The organism is Pseudomonas khavaziana, from assembly GCF_036704165.1.
Taxonomy (GTDB): domain Bacteria; phylum Pseudomonadota; class Gammaproteobacteria; order Pseudomonadales; family Pseudomonadaceae; genus Aquipseudomonas; species Aquipseudomonas khavaziana.
Genome location: NZ_CP129946.1, coordinates 5,033,351 through 5,053,255 on the forward strand (window position 1 = coordinate 5,033,351; position 19,905 = coordinate 5,053,255).

Sequence of the window (19,905 nt, forward strand, 5' to 3'; positions counted from 1 at the left end):
GTGGGTTTGAAAGCTCTTGGAACAAGCCTGTCCCCCATCCGCCTGTCGACACGGGTCCGATCATGAGATGCCTCTCTACGTGACTGAGTGTGAGGGTTATCGGTCGATAACCTCACACCAGTCTAAGAAGCGCCGCCGCCGCACTGTTTCAGGCAAATCCTGCCACGCCGTCCTATCGTTCCCCGCCTGGCGTAGGCTCCAATACAATCTTCGGTCGTAGGTGGCGGTAAGCGCGCAACAGGGCCGTCAAGCGATTACCCGCCCAACGGGCACCGTAAAACCAGATTTTCGATCCATCCTCCAACGTTTCACAGACACTGGGATACCCGCTTCTGCACGCGTCATGAAACCCAGCATTCGGATCGTCTGACACCAAGGCATCAAGGCGAAAGCCAGCCACCAGCTCGTCGATTTCTTGACCCGCCTGGCCGCTGTCGCTGCCGCGCTGCACGTCTACCGCCACCCATTGCGCACCGGCCTGGCGCAAGGTATCGAAGACTCGGAGCAAGGCTGCACTGTGTTCGACGAGTTCAGCCTGCTTGCCCTGCACATAACGTTCGGCGTAGCCGAGACGATACCCCGCCAGCTCCAGTGAAGCGGTGAATGTGGTGTTATTCAATACCAGGGGAACCTCCACCATCACCGGTTCGGTAGGGTCCATGCCACTGATGGCGACAAGGGATAGCGCGGGGTCACGCACCGGATTTATCTGGGGGGCCAGGGCGTTATACCCTGGCACGAGTGTAGCGCCCGTGCGTTGCCCGGCACCATAAACGATAGAAACCGGAGCGGCGTTGAACAATGGAGCAGGAACGTCGGCAGCGTTGACGGGCACGGGTGAGGGCTGGCCGAAGGCGCAAGGCAAACCCATCTTCCAAAGTTTCTTACAATGGCTATCCATTGAAATATCCTCCCCGAAATAAAATTCTCGGAGATCATCGCACTCTCGTCTGACGTTTGTCGCAGGGCTGAAATCCTCTGAAAAGCTCTTTTTCTTAATCCCCCTGGCTCAGCCTGGTGCCCGCTCCTGCACAAGTTGAGGCTCCACCTCCAACCACCAGGCATGCCCACGCTCCGGCAGGCTCAAGCGGAACGCCTGCCCCATCGCCGGGGTGGTGATCGTTACGTTGCGCTCCCATGCCAGGGCCATGATGCGGTCGAAGGGTTCGTGCCAGGCGTGGAATGCCAGGTCGAAGGTGCCATTGTGGATCGGCAGCAGCCAGCGCCCCTTGAGGTCGATATGCGCCTGCAGCGTTTGCTCCGGCTGCATATGTACATGGGGCCAATCGACGTTGTAAGCACCGGTTTCCATCAGGGTCAGGTCAAACGGACCGTATTGCTCGCCGATGCGTTTGAAACCGTCGAAATAGCCGGTGTCGCCGCTGAAAAAAATTCGGCGCGCATCGTCGATCATTACCCAGGAGCACCACAGTGTCTGGTTGCTATCAAACAGGCCACGCCCGGAAAAATGCTGCGCCGGAGTGGCGATAAAACGAATGCCTTCCACCTCGGTGCCCTGCCACCAATCCAGCTGATGGACTTTGCTGGCGTCTACCCCCCACTTGATCAGTACGTCGCCTACGCCCAAGGGTGCCAGGAAGTAACGCGTCTTCTCAGCCAATCGAACCACGGCCTCACGATCAAGATGGTCGTAGTGGTTGTGGGAAAGAATGACTGCCTCCAGGGGAGGCAACTCCTCAAGGCTGATGGGCGGCTGGTGGAAACGCTTGGGGCCGGCCCAACTGAACGGCGAGGCGCGCTCGGCGAACACCGGGTCGGTAATCCAGAACTTACCGCGCATTTTCAGCAATACGGTCGAATGCCCGAGGCGATACACGCTGTGATCAGGGGCGGCCAACAACTGTTCACGGGTCAGGGGCTGCACCGGAATCTGCCCCACAGGCCGTGTAGTGCGCGGTTTGTTGAACAGCATGTTCCAGAAAATACGCAGGGTCTTGCCCAAGCCGCCGTGCTCCACCGGGGCTTCATTGCTGAAATGCCCCTGGCCCTGCCTGGCAGGCTTGAGCGCTACAGGCGAAGGGTCGGGACGGTTTGAAATCGTGGCCATTACAGAGTGACTCCTACGGTCCGCTCAAAAATTACACTGCACAGTGTAGTTTCTAGATTGCAACAAAAGCCGAAGCAAGTAAACTGCCGAGTGTAATTTCCATTTTGAGTCGAATGCTATCCATGACTGCCCCCAAGCGCCTCACCGAGCGTAAACGCGAAGCCATCGTGGCGGCGGCTATTGCCGAGTTTCGCGAGAATGGCTTCGAGGTCACCAGCATGGACAAGATCGCCGCCACTGCCGGCGTTTCCAAGCGCACGGTGTACAACCACTTCCCCAGCAAGGAAGAACTGTTCGCCGAGATCCTCCACCAGCTATGGGCCAGCAGCGTCGCGCAACTGGATGTGAACTACGCCAGCGACCGCCCTTTGCGCGACCAACTACGCAGGTTGCTGGAAGCCAAAATGAAGATGATGTCGGACGCCAACTTCCTCGACCTGGCGCGTGTGGCTATCGCTGCCACCATCCATTCGCCGGACCGCGCGCAAGACATGGTCAACCGCCTGAGCGCACGGGAAGAAGGTTTTACCCAATGGGTACGCGCCGCACGCGAAGACGGCCGTCTCAACTGCACCGACCCGGCTTTCGCTGCCCACCAGATCCAAAGCCTGCTCAAGGCTTTCGCATTCTGGCCGCAGATAACCCTCGGCCAGCCCACCCTCAACGCTGCCGCCCAGGCCGATGTCATCGAGTCGGCCATCGACCTGTTCCTCGCCGGCTACGAAGTCAGCGCACCACGCCCGCACTAAGTCCTGTTGCCTGGGCGACATTCCAGGTCGTATTTGGCGCATTCACCCGCTGTTTTGCGCAAATGGCCTGGAAGGACACTGATTATTCCCACAGGAATAATCGACAATCGCTCGCATTTACCGATCAGCGGTTCCGCCCGCTGATGCATGCGACTGTACCCGCACAAAACAGCTGACCCAGGACACTATGGAAAACAGACGAGGCAAAGGGCTTTCATTTGCCAGGCGTATCTACAAGCCAAGGATTATCGGCCTTGGCATCGGCAGCATCAGCGTGGTTGGCGCGTTGTACCCCTTGTCCATGCCCGCTTGGGTCTGGGCATTGCTATTGTTCAATGGCTTGGCCTGGGCGCATGTGGCGTACCAGCTCTCAACTCGCTCGCCGTTCCCCTACCAGGCCGAGCAACGCAACCTGTTGTATGACTCGTTGGCCGGCGGTTTCTGGGCGGCCACCATCCAGTTCTCACCACTGACCACCGTCACCATTCTGTCGATGATGGCCATGAACAACGTCGCAGCCGGCGGCAAACGCCTGTTCCTGCTCGGGCTGCTGGCGCAGGCGGCCGGTATCGCGGTGGCCTGGGGCCTGTTCGGGGTCAGGTTCGACTCTGGTGTCAGCCTTATCGAGGTCTACACCTGTTTGCCGATGCTGACGCTCTATCCAATGGCCATCGGAATGGTCTGCTATCAGCTGGCGATTAAACTGTCGGATCATAAACGCGCCCTCAGCGCCCTGAGCCGCATCGATAGCCTTACCGGGCTGCTCAACCATGGTTCGTGGAAAGACCTGCTCAATCTCAAGTTCCATAAGTGCCAGCAGCAACAAGGCCAGGCGACTATCGCCTTGATCGATATCGATCACTTCAAAAACATCAATGACATCCACGGCCACACCGTCGGAGATACGGTACTGCGCCAGTTGAGCCACGAGTTGCGCCAACACTTGCGGGAAGACGACCTGGCCGGCCGCTACGGAGGCGATGAGTTTTGTGTGATCCTTCCGAGGATGCCGCTGGAAGAAGCGGCGCAAGTCATGGAGCGGCTCCGCGAAACCTTCGGTAACTATCGCCATCCGCAAATTCCTGAGCTGCGCGTCAGCCTGAGCATTGGCCTGGCGGACTTCCATCCCTCTTTCGACGATGCGGTCGCGTGGCTCAACGCCGCGGACCTCGCGCTGTACGCCGCCAAGGACAGCGGCCGCGACCGCGTCAAGACCTGCGACTGGATAGCCGCCTATCCAACCTGAGTTGTCCGATAACACCTCGTCCGAATCCAGCCCCGGCTACCTGCCGCAATAGCATAATGCCGCCATTGGTCGCCTGCCCAATAATGGTCCTGCCCAACGAGCGAACTTCTTGGCAGGCTGATTACTCTGAAACCGTTGTTCCACCCCCTCTGTCAGCACCAGGAAGCTGGCAATGAGCAAGTCAACCGTACGGCCAGGAGCCCTACGGGGTCAGGCGCAAATACATGGATACCGCATATGCTTGCATGCCCGAGCTCTCTAACATGCTATTCAACGCCCACAAGAAAACCTTCAACGCCCTGCAACACCGTATTGCCCAACAAGCCAGCCTGCTGGACGCGATCGAACGCTCCATGGCCGTCATCGAATTCGACCTGCAAGGCAACGTGCTGCGGGCCAATGACAACTTCCTCAAGACCATGGGTTATCGCGCCGAACAAATCCTGGACCAGCCCCATCGGATGTTCTGCACGCCCGCATTCGCCCGCAGCGCCGAGTACAACCAGCTGTGGACGCACTTGCGCAACGGCCAATTCCAGTCGGGCACCTTCGAGCGGGTGGGCGCCAATGGCGCATCGGTGTGGTTGGAAGCCAGCTACAACCCGGTGCGGGATGAAGCCGGTCGCGTGATTAAAGTGGTGAAGTACGCCATGGACGTCACCCCGCGCCTGCAGGCCGAAAGTGAGGCCAACGCCAAGCTTGCAGCCATCGACCGCGCCATGGCGATGATCGAGTTCAACCTCGACGGCACCATCATCAGCGCCAACGCGAATTTCCTGCAGCGCATGGGCTACAGCCTGGCGCAGATCCAGGGCAAGCATCACCGTCTGTTCTGCAAACCGGAGTTGGCCAACAGTACCGCCTACAGCGAATTCTGGAAACGCCTGAACCAGGGTGAGCTGTTCAACGGCCAATTCGAGCGGGTGGATAAAAACGGCCAGGTGGTGTGGCTCGAAGCCAACTACAACCCGGTGTACGACGCCAGCGGTCGCCTGTGCAAAGTGGTGAAGTTCGCCTCGGACGTCACCGCCCGCGTGCAACAACATGCCGCCGACGCACAGAGCGCGGCACAGGCTTATCACTTGTCTTTGAACACCCAGGATATGGCCGAAAAGGGCGCCGAAGTGATTCAGAAAACGGCCAGCGGCATGCGCGAAATAGCTCAGGATATCGACACCTCTTCGCAATTGATCGCCAAACTCGGCGAGCGCTCGCAACAGATCACCGCCATCGTCAATACCATTCGTGGCATTGCCGACCAGACCAACCTGCTGGCGCTCAACGCCGCCATTGAAGCCGCCCGCGCTGGCGAGCAAGGTCGTGGCTTCGCCGTGGTCGCCGATGAAGTACGGCAATTGGCGGCGCGCACCAGTGGCTCCACTGCGGAGATTTCCGGGATGATCGCCATGATCCAGGAAGAAACCCGCCAAGCCATCGACAGCATGGACGCCACTCGCGACCGCGCGGCTCAGGGCGTAGACCTGGCCAACCAGGCAGGCACGGTAATCCTGCAGATTCGCGAAGGCACAGGCGAAGCGGTGCAGGCGGTGAGCGCGTTTGCCAATGAGCGGGGCAATCGCTGACCGGTTATTCATGTGTGTGCCTGGGGGCTCGGTCTATAGTGTTGGCTGTTTTTACGCCAAGGATCCGAGCCCGCCATGACCCCAGACAAGCCAGACGCCGCCCCCACTGACCACCTGCGTTTCCACCGAGATCACGCGCACCTGGCACCGACCTTCGGCAACGACACCTTTGCTCTCAAGGCCGAGGCCTTTGCGCGCTTTTTTGGCACCCCGACCTTCCTCGGCGCACAAACTGCGATCGTGGTGTTGTGGGTGGTGCTGAACATGACCGGCGTCACCCACTTTGACGTCTACCCTTTCATCCTGCTCAACCTCGCCTTCAGCCTGCAATCTGCCTACGCCGCGCCGCTGATCCTGCTGGCCCAGACACGCCAGGCAGCGCGGGACAAAGCCCAGTCCGACGCCGACGCGCAACACCGTGAAGCGCTCGCCACCGCCAATACCGAACGCCTGGCCCAGGCAGCACAGACCACCAAACAGCTGATGGAACTGCTGGAGCAGAACACCCGGTTGACGGAAATGACCAAGCAACTGACCGAGCGCATCGAAACCCTGACGTGTGAAATGCATGAACAGTTTGTGCGTAAAGCCTAAGGTCGCAACCCGCGCACATGCCGTCCCAACTCATCAAACAGCGTCACCACCGAACGCAACGCCCGGCAATCAGGGCGCGTCAACAGCCACAGCGAAGTGTCGTGCCCCGCAAGCGCAGGGCCCAGTGGTTGCAAGCCATCGCCCATTAGAAAATCCGGCAACGCCGCCACGCCCAGCCCGGCGCGCACCAGTTCAGTCACCGACTGCATGCTGTTGCAGCGGTAACTGGGGCGCACGCCCGGCAAATGCTCACGGCGCCAGGCCACGGTGGGGTGGTCGGGCAAAAAGTCATCCGGTGCGATCCAGGCCAGGTCGGTCAGGTCCTGGCCCGCATGCCGACGTGCATAGTCGGCACTGGCGCACACTCGGTACGCCACGGTCCCCAGGCAACGTCCGACCAGATGCTCTGGCGGCTTGCTGGTCAGGCGCAGGGCGATATCCGCATCACGCCGGCTGAGGTTGGCGAAGTCATTGGATGTGGTCAGTTCCAGGATCAACGCTGGATAGGCCGGCATGAACTGCGCCAGGGCCGGCAGCAGCAGGCCTTGCAATACCGCGTCGGTGCAGGTCAGGCGCACGGTGCCGCTGATTACCTCACCGCCCTGCTCCACCCCAATGCGCGCAGCTTGCAGTGCGAGTTCTGCCCGTTCGGCCTGTTGCGCCAGGGTACTCGCCAGGCTGGTGGGCAAGTAACCGGCGCGGCTTTTTTCAAACAGGGTCTGGCCCAGGGCCGCCTCCAGCCGCCGCACTGCACGGAATACCGTGGACACGTCTACCCTCAACAACGCAGCCGCCCGCGCCAGGGTGCCGCCACGCACCAGGGCAAGGATCAATGACAGGTCGGGGTAGTCGATTTGATAGTGCGCGGCTGCATTGAGCATATGGGCAAACGCCAATATTGATTGCGTGAACGCCAATCTATAGTGCGTATCAGCCCACCACAAGCCAAGGGACGTACACGATGACACCCCCCGCTCTGCACCTCGCCCTGATCGGCGACTACAACCCTGACGTGATCGCGCACCAGGCTATCCCGCTGGCTCTGCAGCAGGCCGCCGCCGAACTGGACCTGAACATCCATGTGCAATGGCTCGACACCGACACACTCACCTGCACCTCTGCCCTGCAGGGTTTTGACGGTTTCTGGTGCGTACCCGCCAGCCCCTATCGCGACACCGAGGGCGCACTGCGGGCGATCCGTTTTGCCCGCGAGCAAAAACGCCCTTTCCTCGGCACGTGCGGTGGTTTTCAACATGCCGTGCTGGAATATGCCCGCAACGTACTCGGCTGGGCAGATGCCGAGCATGGCGAGCTGGCCCCGGATGCAGAACGCGCCGTCATCGCGCCACTGAACTGCTCTCTTGTAGAAGTGAACGACACCGTGCGCCTGTGCCCGTACACGCGCATTGCCCAAGCCTACGCCAGCGTGGACATCCACGAAGGCTACCGATGCCGCTACGGCATCAACCCCAGGTTTGCCGACGCGCTGCTGGCAGGCAATCTGATTCCCAGCGGTCATGATTCGGCGGGCGATCTGCGTGCGGTGGAGTTGCTCGGCCATCCGTTCTTCGTCGCCACCCTGTTCCAGCCCGAACGCGCCGCGCTTAAGGGCTTCACCCCGCCCTTGGCACTGGCTTTGCTCAAGGCTTGCCGAGGGGCATCGGCATGATCGCCAAGACACCGGCCCCGCCTTATTACGCGGTAATTTTCAGCTCGCTGCGTACCGACGTCGACCAGGGCTATGGCGAGGCCGCCGCACGCATGCTGGAACTGGCACAGCAGCAACCGGGGTTTCTCGGCGTGGAGTCGGCGCGGGAAGAGGGGTTGGGTATCACCGTGTCCTACTGGGCCAGCGAGGCGGCGATCCTGGCGTGGAAGCAACAGGCCGAACATCGGCAGGTGCGTGAGCAAGGACGCGCCACCTGGTACAGGGCGTTTCATACACGGGTATGCAAGGTGGAGCGGGCCTACACCTTTTCAAATTGAGAGGTTTCCATCCGGTAGGATCGCCCGGGCAGGTTGATCGCTCAGCTCACCAAACTGCGCAACGCACTGATCTGCGGAATCTCCACCCGACGCATGTACACCCGCAACGGTTCGGTGACGTTGATACGCTCGTCGATATTCTGGTCCAGCAGCAACTGTATGCGTTCACGGCACAGGGTCATGGTGTGGTCGGCGGCGGGCAGCCAGACGAATTCGGCGGTGGGGATAATGCCGTCATCGGCCACGTCCATGCCGAAGGCATCTTCGCTGAAACGCACGATGTACTGGCCAGTCTTGCGATTGAGACCGACAAAGCCATGGAGTTGGTCGGCGGCCTGGCAGATAAGCTCGGAAGTGATGCGCATGGTAAACCTCACTGAAAAGTCCCACAGGGACTGGAAAGATGGTTTACACGCGTGGCAAAAAATACCGCCCTCTAGTGGGGCAGCTATGGCCAAGAATACTGCAATGCACCGCAAAAAAACCGACAAAATTGGCCCGTGCGCACGTTAATGTCGGTTTGGTGATAGCGCCTTTCGCAATCAATTGTTAAAAAGGACATCTTCTCAAAGTTACCTCCACGAAAGGACTTCGCATATGCCTGTCACGTTTACCAAGAGCGCCTTGCTGCTGGCGTTGATGCTCGGCCTCGGCCAGGCTCAGGCTGCCGACCCAGTCAGCCCGGCTGAATTGGCGACAAACGAAGGCATTCCCTACCCTGCCGTGATCGCTCACCGTGGCGCTTCCTACGACGCACCGGAGTCCACCGCCGCTGCCTACAAGGTTGCACGCGACCTGGGCGCCGACTACCTGGAACTGGACCTGCAACGCAGCAAGGACGGCGTGCTGTTTGCCCTGCACGACAACAACCTGCAGCGCACCACCGACGTGGCCACCAAGTTCCCCGAGCGCAAAGATGCGCCAGCCAACGAATTCACCTGGAAAGAACTGCAAAGCCTCGACGCCGGCAGCTGGTTCAACGCGGCCTACCCGGACCGCGCACGCCCCGGTTTCGTCGGCCTGAAAATCCTCAGCCTGGACGACATCATCAAGATCGCCGAAGGCAACCCGTCGCACAAACCCGGCCTGTACATCGAGACCAAGGAGCCCAAGCAATTCCCGGGCATCGAAGCCGACCTGAAAAACAAGCTGCTGGACAAGGGCTGGCTGAGCTCCGCCGGGTCCAAGTTGGGCAAGAGCAACACCGGCGTCGGCCAGGGCAAGGGCCGCGTGGTACTGCAGACCTTCGAAGTTGCCAGCCTCAAGGAGCTGCAGAAGGAAATGCCGAACACGCCGAAGATCCTGCTGTTGTGGGTCGGCGAAGGCAGCATCGAACCCAAGTCCAAAGTGACCTTCGCCGAATCCGGCGAGCCGACCAAAGCCGCCTACTACGCCAAGCAAGAGCCGAAGGACGCCGCCGAGTTCGAAAAATGGGTCGACCAAGCCAAGAGCCTGGGCGCTATCGGCACCGGCCCATCGGCTGAGCTGACCGACCACGGCGACCAGAGCTATACCGACCTGGTCAAACCTGAAATGAACAAGCTGACCCATGACAAGGGCCTGCTGGTGCATGTGTACACCGTAGATGAGCCGGTGGACTTCGACAAAGTGATGAAGGCCGGCGTCGACGGCATCTTCACCAACCGCGCCGCCGAACTGCTGAAGTTCTACAAGCGCTGGCCGTCGTCCAGCGTGCAGGACCTGCTCAACGACCATAAGTACTGAGTGAAGCCCGAATGGTCAGGCCGCCTGTGGTTGGGGCGTGACCACGGGCTGGTGCTCGGCGAGCTGGGGCGCACCGCGCCCCATGCACACTACGCACACCAATTGATGTTCTGCCCCGGCGCGCCGATCACGGTCAGCCTTGATGGTCATGTCACCACGGCCCATCGCCTGTTTATTCCTTCGCGTCACAACCACGCCATCCTTGAGACAGAAGGCGAGGTGTGGGCGTTGTATGCCGAGCCAATGATGTTTGACACCCTGGCGTTGCAGCAACTTTTGGCAGACGGCGATTTATCCCCGCAGGCTGTGCTCAGGCTGCCCCGACGACGCCTTGACGATCCACGTATCGACCGCGCACTGGCCGCCCTTGATCAGCAACTGGTCGGCAAGGTATCGGCCCAGGCGTTGGCCGCAGCGGCGCATTTGTCACTGAGCCAACTGGAGCGTCTGTTCACTGATCGACTGGGCGTTCCCATACGCCGCCTCGTAGTGTGGCGACGGTTGCGCATTGCCCTGCAACTGGCCCTTGCCGGCAGCACCCTGACTGAGGCAGCCCACGGCGCGGGGTTTGCTGATTCGGCGCATTTTTCGCGGACCATGAAGCACTTGTTCGGGGTGACGGCGGGCGCGTCCTTGCGCCAACTGCAGGTGCAGTTTCTAGTGTAGATCCTCAGGCAGCGGCGGCTCCTTGGCCAGGCGAACCGCCAGGAACGGGTCACGCAACTGTGCCGCATAGGCAACGGGGAATTGCGGTCGACTGCCAATACCCAAATCCCCCGGCCCTATGCGATAACCCTTACGATAAAACGCCGTACCCAACAGCCAATCCCACAAATTGAAGAACAGGCCGAAATTCACATCCCCTGCGCGGCCGTATTTCATGTGGTGGAACCGATGTACCGGCGCCCAGGCAAATACCCAGCGCAGCGGCCCCAGGCGCATATCCACATTGGAATGTTGCAGCAGTAACTGAATGGCGATTGCCAGGGCCAACAATTGCGCGACCTCCAGCGGGACCCCCAGCAGGATCAGTGGCATCAGGCCCGCCGTGGCTTCCAGCAACTGGTGCAAAGGATGCTTCATCAAACCATTGAAACCATAAAGCCGCTGCACGCTGTGATGCACCGCGTGCAACCGCCACAGGGGCGCAATGCGGTGGCTGGCGTAATGCATCAAGGTGATCCCGGCATCGGCCAGGAAGATCGCCATCAACAGCTGCTCCCACAGCGGCCAGCCTCGCGGCCATAGCCCCTCGAATGCCAGCAGCGCCGTAAGCCCCGGCAGGACCAACAACCCCAGAACATTCAAGCTTTCATTGATCAACGCATGCAAGGTATCGCGCCAGCGATCGCCCAGGCTGCGATTCCACTGCGGCTCGTAGGGCAGCCATAGTTCCACCACAAACGACACCGCCACCGCCACCGCGAATATCACCAGTAACCATTGGGGTTGGTAGAGCCCCCATCCGACAAACCCCAATAAGCATGCAGGCGCATAGAGCCAACTGACTAACCGTTTCATCCGAGTTTCCCTTTTTTGGTGAGGCCTCAGCATGAAATCCTGCATCCGTCCTGGATTGAATAAACTGCGCAACTGTTTGAAATAATTAAGGGTGAGTTAAGTTGCACGGGATAACCTGAGGCCACTTAAACAGCTCAACCCAGAAGGACACACCATGAAAACTCTGACTGCCTTGTTCGCCGCCACTGCCCTGACCTTGACCGCCGGCCTGGCCCAGGCTGATGTTCGTCCGGATCATATCGAAGGCCTGCTCAAGTCCGGTGCAGTGATGCCTTTCGACAAACTCAACGCTGCCGCCGTGGCTAAACACGCCGGTGCCACCATCAACGACACCGAGCTGGACCACAACAACAGCGGCGTGCTGGTCTACGAAGTTGAACTGACCGATACCGCCGGCAAGCAATTTGAAGTGAAGCTCGACGCCAAGACCGGCGCTGTACTGGAAGACAAGCTCGATACTTGAGACCACGCTCTACAAAACACACGCGCCACCTTCGGGTGGCGCGTTTTTTTTGCGCAGTACGAAACCGTCACATAACCGTCATCCCGCCTTGCAATGATTCTTGCCTGAGTGCCTGTGAAACGTCCTACAGGCCCTTTCTCTGCGAGCCGCCATGAACCACAGCATCGACCACGCCCATCAGGATCCTGACCTGTTTGGCCTGCTTTACGGTTTCCGTTTTCGCCCAGGCGAAAAAGGTCAGCAGATTGACTCAGCCACCGCCCTCGCCGCCTTGCAGCAGCCGCAAGACCCGGAAGAATTCCTGTGGCTGCACCTGAACCTGGCCCACGCCGCCTGCGAGCGCTGGATGCAGGCGCACCTGTCGCTGCCAGAGGAGTTTTTCGAAGCCCTGCATGAAGGCTCGCGCTCCACGCGGATTGAACATGTGGATTCAGCTTTGCTGGCCGTGGTCAACGACGTGGTGTTCAACTTCAGCAGCATGGTCTCGTCGGATATTTCCACGCTGTGGGTGTGTGCCCGCAGCCGCTTGCTGATCAGTGCGCGCCTGCAACCGTTGCATTCGGTGGATAAATTGCGCTCGTCGGTGAAAGCCGGTGAACACTTTCGCTCGCCCCTGGAACTGCTGGTGCACCTGCTGCGGGACCAAGGCGAAGTGCTGACCCAGATCGTGCGCAAGACCAGTATCAGCGTCGACCATATCGAAGATCAGTTGCTGTCTTCGCGCCTGTCCACCAACCGCGCCGAACTCGGAGCCGCGCGCCGAGTGCTGGTACGCCTGCAACGCCTGCTGGCGCTCGAACCGGGCTCGCTGTTGCGCCTGCTCAACCGCCCGCCGCAATGGCTGCAAAAGGAAGACGTGAAGGAGTTGCGCAAATCCACCGAGGAATTTGCGCTGATCATCAACGACCTGACGGCCCTGGGCGAACGCATCAAGCTGTTGCAGGAAGAAATCGCCGCCAACCTCAATGAGCAAAGCAACCGCACGCTGTTCACCCTCACAGTGGTGACGGTGCTGGCGTTGCCGATCAATATCATTGCCGGTTTTTTTGGCATGAACGTGGGTGGAGTGCCGCTGTCCCAGGACCCGGAAGGCTTCTGGATATTGGTAGCGCTGGTCGCGACCTTTACTTTGATTGCCGGGCGATGGGCCTTCCGAAAACGCAAAGACTATTGACCTGAAATGCGGTCAAAACGTGGGAGGGGGCTTGCTCCCGATGGCGGAGTGTCAGTCAATAATTTTTAACTGACACTCCGCCATCGGGAGCAAGCCCCCTCCCACATTGGTTCTTCTGCGTTTGGTAGACCGGCGGTGCAGTCGATTTCCTAAAACACTGACCTGCCGCAGCATCGCTGTAACATTTTGCAATGATCATTAAGGCCATCCTCCTCACACTGGATGCTCCGGCATGGCCACCCCTTCCCTGACTGCCTCCCCCCACGCTTCCCCCCCCTCCCAACCCCGGCTGGACACAAAACCAGGCTTGTTGACGGTGATCATGTTCTTCGCCGTACTTGCCATGGGCCTGTTGTTCACCGCCTACAGCCTGATGCACGACATGCACGAAATGGGCGCCCAGCTCACCACTTGGACGCCGTTCCTGATGCTGGGCGTAGCGCTGTTGATCGCCCTGGGTTTCGAGTTCGTCAACGGTTTCCACGACACTGCCAATGCGGTGGCGACGGTGATCTACACCAACTCGTTGCCGCCGCAGTTTGCGGTGGTGTGGTCGGGCTTTTTCAATTTCCTCGGGGTGTTGCTGTCCAGTGGCGCGGTGGCGTTCGGCATCATTGCCCTGCTGCCGGTGGAGCTGATTTTGCAGGTGGGTTCATCGGCCGGTTTCGCGATGATCTTCGCCTTGCTGATCGCCGCGATCCTGTGGAACCTCGGCACCTGGTGGCTGGGGCTGCCGGCCTCGTCGTCCCACACCCTGATCGGTTCGATCATCGGCGTCGGCGTGGCCAATGCCTTGATGCACGGGCGTGACGGCACCAGCGGTGTGGATTGGAGCCAGGCGATCAAGATCGGCTATGCCTTGCTGCTGTCGCCGCTGATCGGCTTTGCATTTGCCGCCTTGCTGTTGCTGGCCCTGCGCGCCTTCGTGAAAAACCGCGCGCTGTACAAGGCCCCCAAAGGCGACACGCCGCCGCCCTGGTGGATTCGCGGCATGTTGATCGCCACCTGCACCGGTGTGTCGTTCGCCCACGGCTCCAACGATGGGCAAAAAGGCATGGGCCTGATCATGCTGATTCTGGTGGGCACTTTGCCAATGGCCTACGCGCTGAACCGCACCATGCCGGCCGACCAGTCGCTGCAATTCGCAGCAGTCGCGGAAGTTACCCAGGTTGCATTGGTCAAAGCGGCACCGCAGCCGGCACCAGGTGACTCTCGCGCCACCTTGTCGACCTACGTACGCACCAAGGAGGCCACGCCGGAGCTGGTACCCGCCCTCGCCGCCATCACCGGCCATATCGGCGAAGAAGTGAAAAGCTACGGCTCCCTCGCTGCCGTACCAGCCGAAGCCGTCGGCAACGTGCGTAACGACATGTACCTGACCAGCGAAACCATTCGCCTGATGGACAAGGGCAAGGTCGGCAACTTCGACGCTGATACCCAAGGCAAGCTGCAACTGTTCAAGCAACAGATCGACAACGCCACGCGCTTTATCCCGCTGTGGGTGAAGATCGCCGTGGCCATTGCCCTGGGCCTGGGCACCATGGTCGGCTGGCGGCGCATCGTGGTGACGGTGGGCGAGAAGATCGGCAAGACCCACCTGACTTACGCCCAGGGCGCATCAGCCGAGACGGTGGCGATGCTCACCATCGGCGCGGCGGATATGTTCGGGCTGCCGGTATCGACCACCCATGTACTGTCCTCCGGTGTGGCCGGGACCATGGTGGCCAACGGCGGGGGTTTGCAGATGAAGACCATCCGCAATTTGCTGATGGCGTGGGTGCTGACCTTGCCGGCGGCGATTTTGCTGTCGGGTAGCCTTTACTGGCTGTTCACCCAACTGTTCTGACACACAGAAGGTCAAGATGTGGGGGCTTGCTCTCTGTAGGAGCGAGCTCGCTCGCGAAAAACGCCAACGATAACGCGTGTTTTCTGAATGAACACGGCAACTGTGAGTTTTTCGCGAGCAAGCTCGCTCCTACAGGTAGTAGGGCGTGCCCCCCTTGGTTCTGTGTTTTTTCAGGGGGTGAAGAGTCCAGCCATGGCCTTCAAGCGCTTCTTGTAGACCCGCCGCGCCTCCAGCGCTTGCTCCAGTGTCACCGCCACAAACCCTGCCCGCTGGTTCGGCTGCATCTGCCCGATCGAGTCCAGGTCGGCGCTGATCACCGTGCCAATCATCGCGTAGCCGCCGCCCGACACCGCATCGCGGTGCAGCACAATGGGTTCAAGCCCGGCAGGCACTTGAATCGAGCCAATCGGGTAACAACTGTCGACGATGTTCGATGGGTCGGAGCCGGCGCCAAAGGGCTGCTCCCGCGGTTGAAAACTCAACGCGCTGCCACCCTTGAAGCGATAGCCAATGCGATCCGCCTCAGAGCCGACCGTCCACGGTTCGGCAAAAAAACTGCTTTTCGCCCCGTCGGTCAAACGCTCGTAATACAGGCCCGGCACCACGCGCAAGGTCACATCGCCGCCCACCGAACGACGCAACGCCATCGGCAAGCTGTTACCCGCACGTCCATTACCGCTGGCCGTGCCGATGGGCAACTGATCACCCTCCTGCAAGCGCCGCCCGTGAAACCCACCGAGTGCGCCAAGGGTATAGGTGGAGCGACTGCCGAGCACCAACGGCACATCGATGCCTCCGGCAACGGCGAGGTAAGTACGCGCGCCGGCCTTGGGAAACTCGAACCGCAGCACCTGCCCGGCACGCACGGCGAAGGCGGTGTCCTGGTGCACCACTTCACCGTCCAGGCGCGGCGACATCAAGGCGCCGCTCAAGGCCACCAATGCGTCCTGCTCGAACTCCAGCTCAGGCCCGATCAGCGTGCATTCCAGGCCAGCCGCGCCCACGGGGTTACCCACCAGGTGGTTGGCCGCGCTCAGCGCGTACTGGTCCAGCGCACCCGAGGGCGGAATGCCCAGGTGGTAATAGCCTTCGCGGCCGAGGTCCTGCACTGAGGTGGCGAGACCGGGTTTGAGGACCTTGATCATGCCAGCGCCTCCTGCAGGGTTTTCGGATAGCCGATGGGGTCGGCAAGAAACGCATCGAGGGAAAACTCCACCGGGCGGATGCGCAAATCGAAACGCCCTGCTTCCACCTCGGCGACAGCCAGGTCGTAAGCCTCACGGTCCATCGGCTTGAACTGCACGATGTCACCGGGCCGGAAAAACACCATGTGTTCCTTGAGGTACGCCAGTTGCTGGGCCGGGTCGTAGATCGGTGCAGGGGTGACGCCAAACATCTGGTAGCCGCCCGCACCGCGCACCGAATAGATACAGCCAAAGCAACCGCCATGGCCCAGGGTCAACTTGGGCGTGTCGGTGCGTGGCCGCAGGTACTTGGGCACTTGCAATTGCCGCTCGCGCTCAACCATCTGGAACATGAACGGCAAGCCTGCGACAAAGCCGACCATCGACACAAACCACGGTGCGCCACTGTGGGCAGCGATAAACGCGTCCACGTCGGCCAGGCCATTGATGCGTGCGGCGTACTCCAGGTCGGTGCCGCTGGGGTCTTGGTGGCGGTCACGAAAGCGCATCAGGGTTTCGTGGGTCCAGGGGTCGTTATAGAGCACTGGAATTTCGATGATGCGCGTATGCAAAGTGCGCTCGGCTACAGCCTGGGCTTCGGCGCTCTGCACGGCGTCGAGCAACACATGGGGCGCGATGCGGTCAGGGTCGAAACGAATCTGGAACGATGCATTGGCCAGGCACACATCCAGCACGCCTTCCAGTGCCATACGCTCCACGGCGCGGGTTACCGCCATGCCCTTGAAAAAGGCCTGCAGGGACATGCTGTCACTGACCTCGGCAAACAGGTGTTCATCAGCGCCAAAGCTGTAGCGGATGGGGGACGTTTCAGCCATGTCTGTTCCTCTTGGAATCATTGTAGAAAGGCAGGCAAAAAAGTGATGAGGCGTTCTTATTGAGGTGGCCTGACGTCGATGCCCGCACGGTCCAAGACTTCACGGGTCGCCTCTACCAGTTCCAGGGCGCCGGGGGTGTCGCTGTGCAGGCAGATGGAATCGAATTCGATCGCCAGGTCTTCGCCTTCGACGGTACGCACAAGGCCGGTTTGACAGGCACGCAGGACACGCGCTGCAACAGTGGCAGGATCCAGCGTCCGAACCTGGCGGGTAAAGACAATGGAGCCACTCAGGTCGTACTCACGGTCGGCATAGAACTCGCGTACCACCGGCTGCCCCAGTTCCTTGGCAATGCGCCAGATCGCCGAGTTGGGCATGCAGTACAGCAACAGCGTCGGCTCGAGGATCTGCAGGTTCTGCACCAGCAACCGTGCGGCTTCCTCATCGCGAGCCAGGTGCATGTAGAGCGCGCCATGGGGCTTGATATGTTGCAAGTGGACGCCTTGGGCACGAGCAATTTCGCGCAGGGCGCCGAGCTGGTAGAGCATGTCATCCACCAGTTCCTGGGCCGGTGCATTGATATGCCGGCGGCCGAAACCCACCAGGTCACGAAAGCCCGGGTGCGCGCCGATGGCCACCCCCTGTTGCTTGGCGCGCTCGACGGTGCGGCGCATGGTGCCGGGGTCGCCGGCGTGAAAGCCGGTGGCGATGTTGGCCGAGCTGATATAGGCCATCAGTTCTGCATCGACGCCGTCGCCGATGGTCCAGGGGCCAAAGCCTTCGCCCATGTCTGAATTGAAATCCACTGCCCGCATCGAGGTTGCTCCGCCAAAGGTGATGCCAGGAAAGTAGGCTGGGGCTTGACCCCTTGGGAAGATCTATTATCAGATGCCCCATCTTCTGAAAATCAGATAGCTTTGTATCCTCGACCCCAGATCGTTCCCACGCTCTGCGTGGGAATGCAGCCATGGACGCTCTGCGTCCGCTTAAGACCGAAACGCGGCGCGTCACAACAGGCATTCCCACGCAGAGCGTAGGAGCGATCAATTAGCAGAGTGCGATATGTCTTTAACCTTGCGCCAGGTTCGCTATTTCGTCGCCACAGCGGAAATAGGCCAGATTTCCCAGGCGGCGATCCACCTGAACATTTCCCAGTCGGCGGTGACCACGGCGATCAAGGAGTTGGAAGCCATGCTCGGCGTGCAGTTGTTCGTGCGCTCGGCCCAGGGCATGAGCCTCACCGACGCCGGACGGCATTTTCTCAACCGCGCCTATGTGATTGTGCGCAGCGTGGATGACGCCCTCAACAGCCCATTGCCGGACTACCGCGCCAGTGGCGTATTGAAGGTGGCAGCCAGCTACACAGTGTTGGGTTATTTCCTGCCGCACCATTTACAGCGCATGGAACATTGGCATCCGGACGTGACCATCGAAGTGTTCGAGCAGGAACGCCAGGCCATCGAACAGGGCCTGCTCGACGGCCAGTTCGACATGGCGGTGGTGCTCACCGCCAACCTCACCCACGCGGATATTGTCTCTGAAATCCTGTTCAACTCCGAACGCCGCCTGTGGCTGCCCAGCCATCACCCATTGTGCGAACGCGGTGCCGTGAGCCTGGCGGATGTGGCGCAAGAGCCGTACATCCTGCTCACCGTCGACGAGGCCGAACACAGCGCCATGCGCTATTGGGAACAGGCTGGGCAAACACCCAAGGTGCGCCTGCGCACCAGCTCGGTAGAGGCGGTACGCAGCATGGTTGCCAATGGCAGCGGCGTGGCCATCCTGTCGGACCTCGTGCACCGGCCCTGGTCTCTGGAAGGCAAACGTATCGAGACCCTGACCGTGACTGACCCGGTAACGCCCATGAGCGTCGGCCTGGCCTGGCACCGCGAGCGCGCATTCACCCCGGCAATGCAGGCGTTCCGCGATTACTTCCACGATGCGTTCCTGGCGCCGCAGCAATTGTCGGCGCGCCGTTAAAGATGGGTCAGCAGGGTCTCGGTCAACCAGTCCATGAACACCCGTACCCGCAGCGGCAAATGCCGTTGGCCGGCATACAGTAAATACACATCCAAGGGCGGTGCCTGGTAATCCGGCAGCACCGCCACCAACTCGCCACTGGCCAATAGATCGCGGATCCCCAGTTGGGGCACCTGGGTAATGCCAAACCCACCCAGGCACGCTGACTGATACGCATCGGTGCTGTTGACGGTCACCCTTCCTGCCATCGGCAACCGTTGCACCTTGTTGCCCACCAGGTACTCAAACCCTGCCGAGCGTGCGCCCAGGGGACGTACGTAATGCACCAACTGGTGATTCGCCAGGTCAGCCAGGGTCTGCGGCACGCCATAACGTTGCAGATACGCCGGGCTCACGCAGTTGACCATCGGCATGCTGCACACCCGTCGCGCCACCACGGTTTGGTCGGGTTGGGCACCGACGCGTACGACACAGTCGAAACCTTCGGCGATCAGGTCCACCTGGCGATCCGAGCCGCTGATCTCCATGTCGATAAGAGGATGGCGGGCCATGAACGTGGGCAAGTTCGGCAGGATCAAACCCCGCGCCATGACATTGGGCATGTCCACCCGTATGCGCCCGGCCAATTGGGCTTCGTCCTGGCGGAACAAACCTTCCAGTTCGTCCATATGCGCCAGCAGATCCTTGCTGCGCTCGTACAACACACGACCATCCTGGGTCGCCTGCACCTTGCGCGTGGTGCGTTGCAACAGCCGCGCACCGAGCAGTTCCTCCAACGCCTGCACATGCTCAGACACTGTAGAGCGCGGCAAGCCCAGGCTTTGGCCGGCCTGGGTAAAACTCGACAATTCAGTGACGCGCACGAAGGTGCGCAGTAACTCAAGCTTGTTCATGGGATTGTTCGCCTTATCCGGCCAGTGATTCCGATTTCAGCCTGTTTATCACGTTAT

At 60.4% G+C, this 19,905-nt stretch carries 21 protein-coding genes; 12 read left to right on the forward strand and 9 right to left on the reverse strand.

From position 1 onward, the window contains the following. Window positions 1-172: 172 nt before the first annotated feature. Both QYQ93_RS22510 and QYQ93_RS22515 read right to left on the reverse strand, forming a co-directional pair. The gene (locus QYQ93_RS22510; protein ID WP_338475510.1) at window positions 173-901 is read right to left on the reverse strand and encodes a hypothetical protein; all 729 of its coding nucleotides are present in this window, start codon (window positions 899-901) and stop codon (window positions 173-175) included. 108 nt (window positions 902-1,009) lie between these two features. Further along, window positions 1,010-2,068 (reverse strand): MBL fold metallo-hydrolase, encoded by a 1,059-nt coding sequence (locus QYQ93_RS22515; RefSeq protein WP_338475511.1) that lies wholly within the window; start codon window positions 2,066-2,068, stop codon window positions 1,010-1,012. Between the two features lie 122 nt (window positions 2,069-2,190). Between QYQ93_RS22515 and QYQ93_RS22520 the strand changes: the two genes are divergently transcribed. The 4 genes from QYQ93_RS22520 (at window position 2,191) to QYQ93_RS22535 (ending at window position 6,240) form a co-directional block, all read left to right on the forward strand. After that, window positions 2,191-2,817, forward strand: coding sequence for a TetR/AcrR family transcriptional regulator (locus tag QYQ93_RS22520; protein ID WP_043051147.1), 627 nt, complete (start codon window positions 2,191-2,193; stop codon window positions 2,815-2,817). Between the two features lie 187 nt (window positions 2,818-3,004). Continuing rightward, entirely contained in the window at window positions 3,005-4,063 is a 1,059-nt protein-coding gene (locus QYQ93_RS22525) for a diguanylate cyclase (RefSeq protein ID WP_338475512.1), read from the forward strand. A 263-nt stretch (window positions 4,064-4,326) separates the two neighbouring features. After that, window positions 4,327-5,646, forward strand: coding sequence for a PAS domain-containing methyl-accepting chemotaxis protein (locus tag QYQ93_RS22530; protein ID WP_338477286.1), 1,320 nt, complete (start codon window positions 4,327-4,329; stop codon window positions 5,644-5,646). A gap of 75 nt (window positions 5,647-5,721) precedes the next feature. Beyond that, window positions 5,722-6,240, forward strand: a complete 519-nt coding sequence (locus QYQ93_RS22535) for a DUF1003 domain-containing protein (RefSeq protein WP_043051144.1) — start codon at window positions 5,722-5,724, stop codon at window positions 6,238-6,240. Here QYQ93_RS22535 and QYQ93_RS22540 read toward each other — a convergent pair. Next, the gene (locus tag QYQ93_RS22540) at window positions 6,237-7,121 is read right to left on the reverse strand and encodes a LysR family transcriptional regulator (RefSeq protein ID WP_043051143.1); all 885 of its coding nucleotides are present in this window, start codon (window positions 7,119-7,121) and stop codon (window positions 6,237-6,239) included. The genes QYQ93_RS22535 and QYQ93_RS22540 overlap by 4 nt on opposite strands. A gap of 80 nt (window positions 7,122-7,201) precedes the next feature. Between QYQ93_RS22540 and QYQ93_RS22545 the strand changes: the two genes are divergently transcribed. Together QYQ93_RS22545 and QYQ93_RS22550 are read left to right on the forward strand one after the other, a co-directional pair. Next, complete coding sequence (locus QYQ93_RS22545; protein ID WP_043051142.1) at window positions 7,202-7,909, forward strand: CTP synthase C-terminal region-related (seleno)protein; 708 nt, start codon at window positions 7,202-7,204, stop codon at window positions 7,907-7,909. Then, window positions 7,906-8,226, forward strand: coding sequence for an antibiotic biosynthesis monooxygenase family protein (locus QYQ93_RS22550; RefSeq protein ID WP_043051141.1), 321 nt, complete (start codon window positions 7,906-7,908; stop codon window positions 8,224-8,226). Before QYQ93_RS22545 ends, QYQ93_RS22550 begins: the two co-directional genes overlap by 4 nt. 41 nt (window positions 8,227-8,267) lie before the next feature. On the opposite strand, the gene QYQ93_RS22555 is transcribed toward QYQ93_RS22550, so the two are convergent. Then, entirely contained in the window at window positions 8,268-8,591 is a 324-nt protein-coding gene (locus QYQ93_RS22555) for a DUF2025 family protein (RefSeq protein ID WP_043051140.1), read from the reverse strand. Window positions 8,592-8,823: 232 nt separating this feature from the next. On the opposite strand from QYQ93_RS22555, the gene QYQ93_RS22560 reads away from it, so the two are divergent. Next, complete coding sequence (locus tag QYQ93_RS22560) at window positions 8,824-9,951, forward strand: glycerophosphodiester phosphodiesterase family protein (RefSeq protein WP_043051139.1); 1,128 nt, start codon at window positions 8,824-8,826, stop codon at window positions 9,949-9,951. Continuing rightward, on the forward strand, window positions 9,952-10,617 hold the full coding sequence (locus QYQ93_RS22565; RefSeq protein ID WP_043051138.1) for a helix-turn-helix domain-containing protein: 666 nt from the start codon (window positions 9,952-9,954) through the stop codon (window positions 10,615-10,617). On the opposite strand, the gene QYQ93_RS22570 is transcribed toward QYQ93_RS22565, so the two are convergent. Beyond that, window positions 10,609-11,472, reverse strand: coding sequence for a sterol desaturase family protein (locus tag QYQ93_RS22570; protein WP_338475513.1), 864 nt, complete (start codon window positions 11,470-11,472; stop codon window positions 10,609-10,611). The genes QYQ93_RS22565 and QYQ93_RS22570 overlap by 9 nt on opposite strands. Before the next feature lie 154 nt (window positions 11,473-11,626). On the opposite strand from QYQ93_RS22570, the gene QYQ93_RS22575 reads away from it, so the two are divergent. From QYQ93_RS22575 to QYQ93_RS22585, 3 genes are all read left to right on the forward strand, one after another. After that, window positions 11,627-11,935, forward strand: a complete 309-nt coding sequence (locus QYQ93_RS22575) for a PepSY domain-containing protein (RefSeq protein ID WP_043051136.1) — start codon at window positions 11,627-11,629, stop codon at window positions 11,933-11,935. Between the two features lie 151 nt (window positions 11,936-12,086). Next, window positions 12,087-13,109, forward strand: coding sequence for a transporter (locus tag QYQ93_RS22580; RefSeq protein ID WP_032879801.1), 1,023 nt, complete (start codon window positions 12,087-12,089; stop codon window positions 13,107-13,109). 232 nt (window positions 13,110-13,341) lie between these two features. Next, complete coding sequence (locus QYQ93_RS22585; protein ID WP_043051299.1) at window positions 13,342-14,955, forward strand: inorganic phosphate transporter; 1,614 nt, start codon at window positions 13,342-13,344, stop codon at window positions 14,953-14,955. Window positions 14,956-15,125: 170 nt separating this feature from the next. Here QYQ93_RS22585 and QYQ93_RS22590 read toward each other — a convergent pair whose 3' ends face one another. The 3 genes from QYQ93_RS22590 to QYQ93_RS22600 are packed head-to-tail and all read right to left on the reverse strand — an operon-like array spanning window position 15,126 to window position 17,790. Then, on the reverse strand, window positions 15,126-16,100 hold the full coding sequence (locus QYQ93_RS22590; protein WP_338475514.1) for a biotin-dependent carboxyltransferase family protein: 975 nt from the start codon (window positions 16,098-16,100) through the stop codon (window positions 15,126-15,128). Further along, window positions 16,097-16,975, reverse strand: a complete 879-nt coding sequence (locus QYQ93_RS22595; protein ID WP_043051297.1) for a 5-oxoprolinase subunit B family protein — start codon at window positions 16,973-16,975, stop codon at window positions 16,097-16,099. The genes QYQ93_RS22590 and QYQ93_RS22595 overlap by 4 nt, the downstream gene beginning before the upstream one ends. Window positions 16,976-17,031: 56 nt before the next feature. Then, window positions 17,032-17,790 carry a 5-oxoprolinase subunit PxpA gene (locus QYQ93_RS22600; RefSeq protein WP_043051296.1) on the reverse strand — a complete coding sequence of 253 codons (759 nt, stop codon included), beginning with the start codon at window positions 17,788-17,790 and terminating at the stop codon, window positions 17,032-17,034. 247 nt (window positions 17,791-18,037) lie between these two features. On the opposite strand from QYQ93_RS22600, the gene QYQ93_RS22605 reads away from it, so the two are divergent. Then, entirely contained in the window at window positions 18,038-18,955 is a 918-nt protein-coding gene (locus QYQ93_RS22605; RefSeq protein ID WP_043051295.1) for a LysR family transcriptional regulator, read from the forward strand. On the opposite strand, the gene QYQ93_RS22610 is transcribed toward QYQ93_RS22605, so the two are convergent. Next, complete coding sequence (locus tag QYQ93_RS22610) at window positions 18,952-19,848, reverse strand: LysR family transcriptional regulator (protein WP_043051294.1); 897 nt, start codon at window positions 19,846-19,848, stop codon at window positions 18,952-18,954. The genes QYQ93_RS22605 and QYQ93_RS22610 overlap by 4 nt on opposite strands. Window positions 19,849-19,905 lie beyond the last annotated feature (57 nt).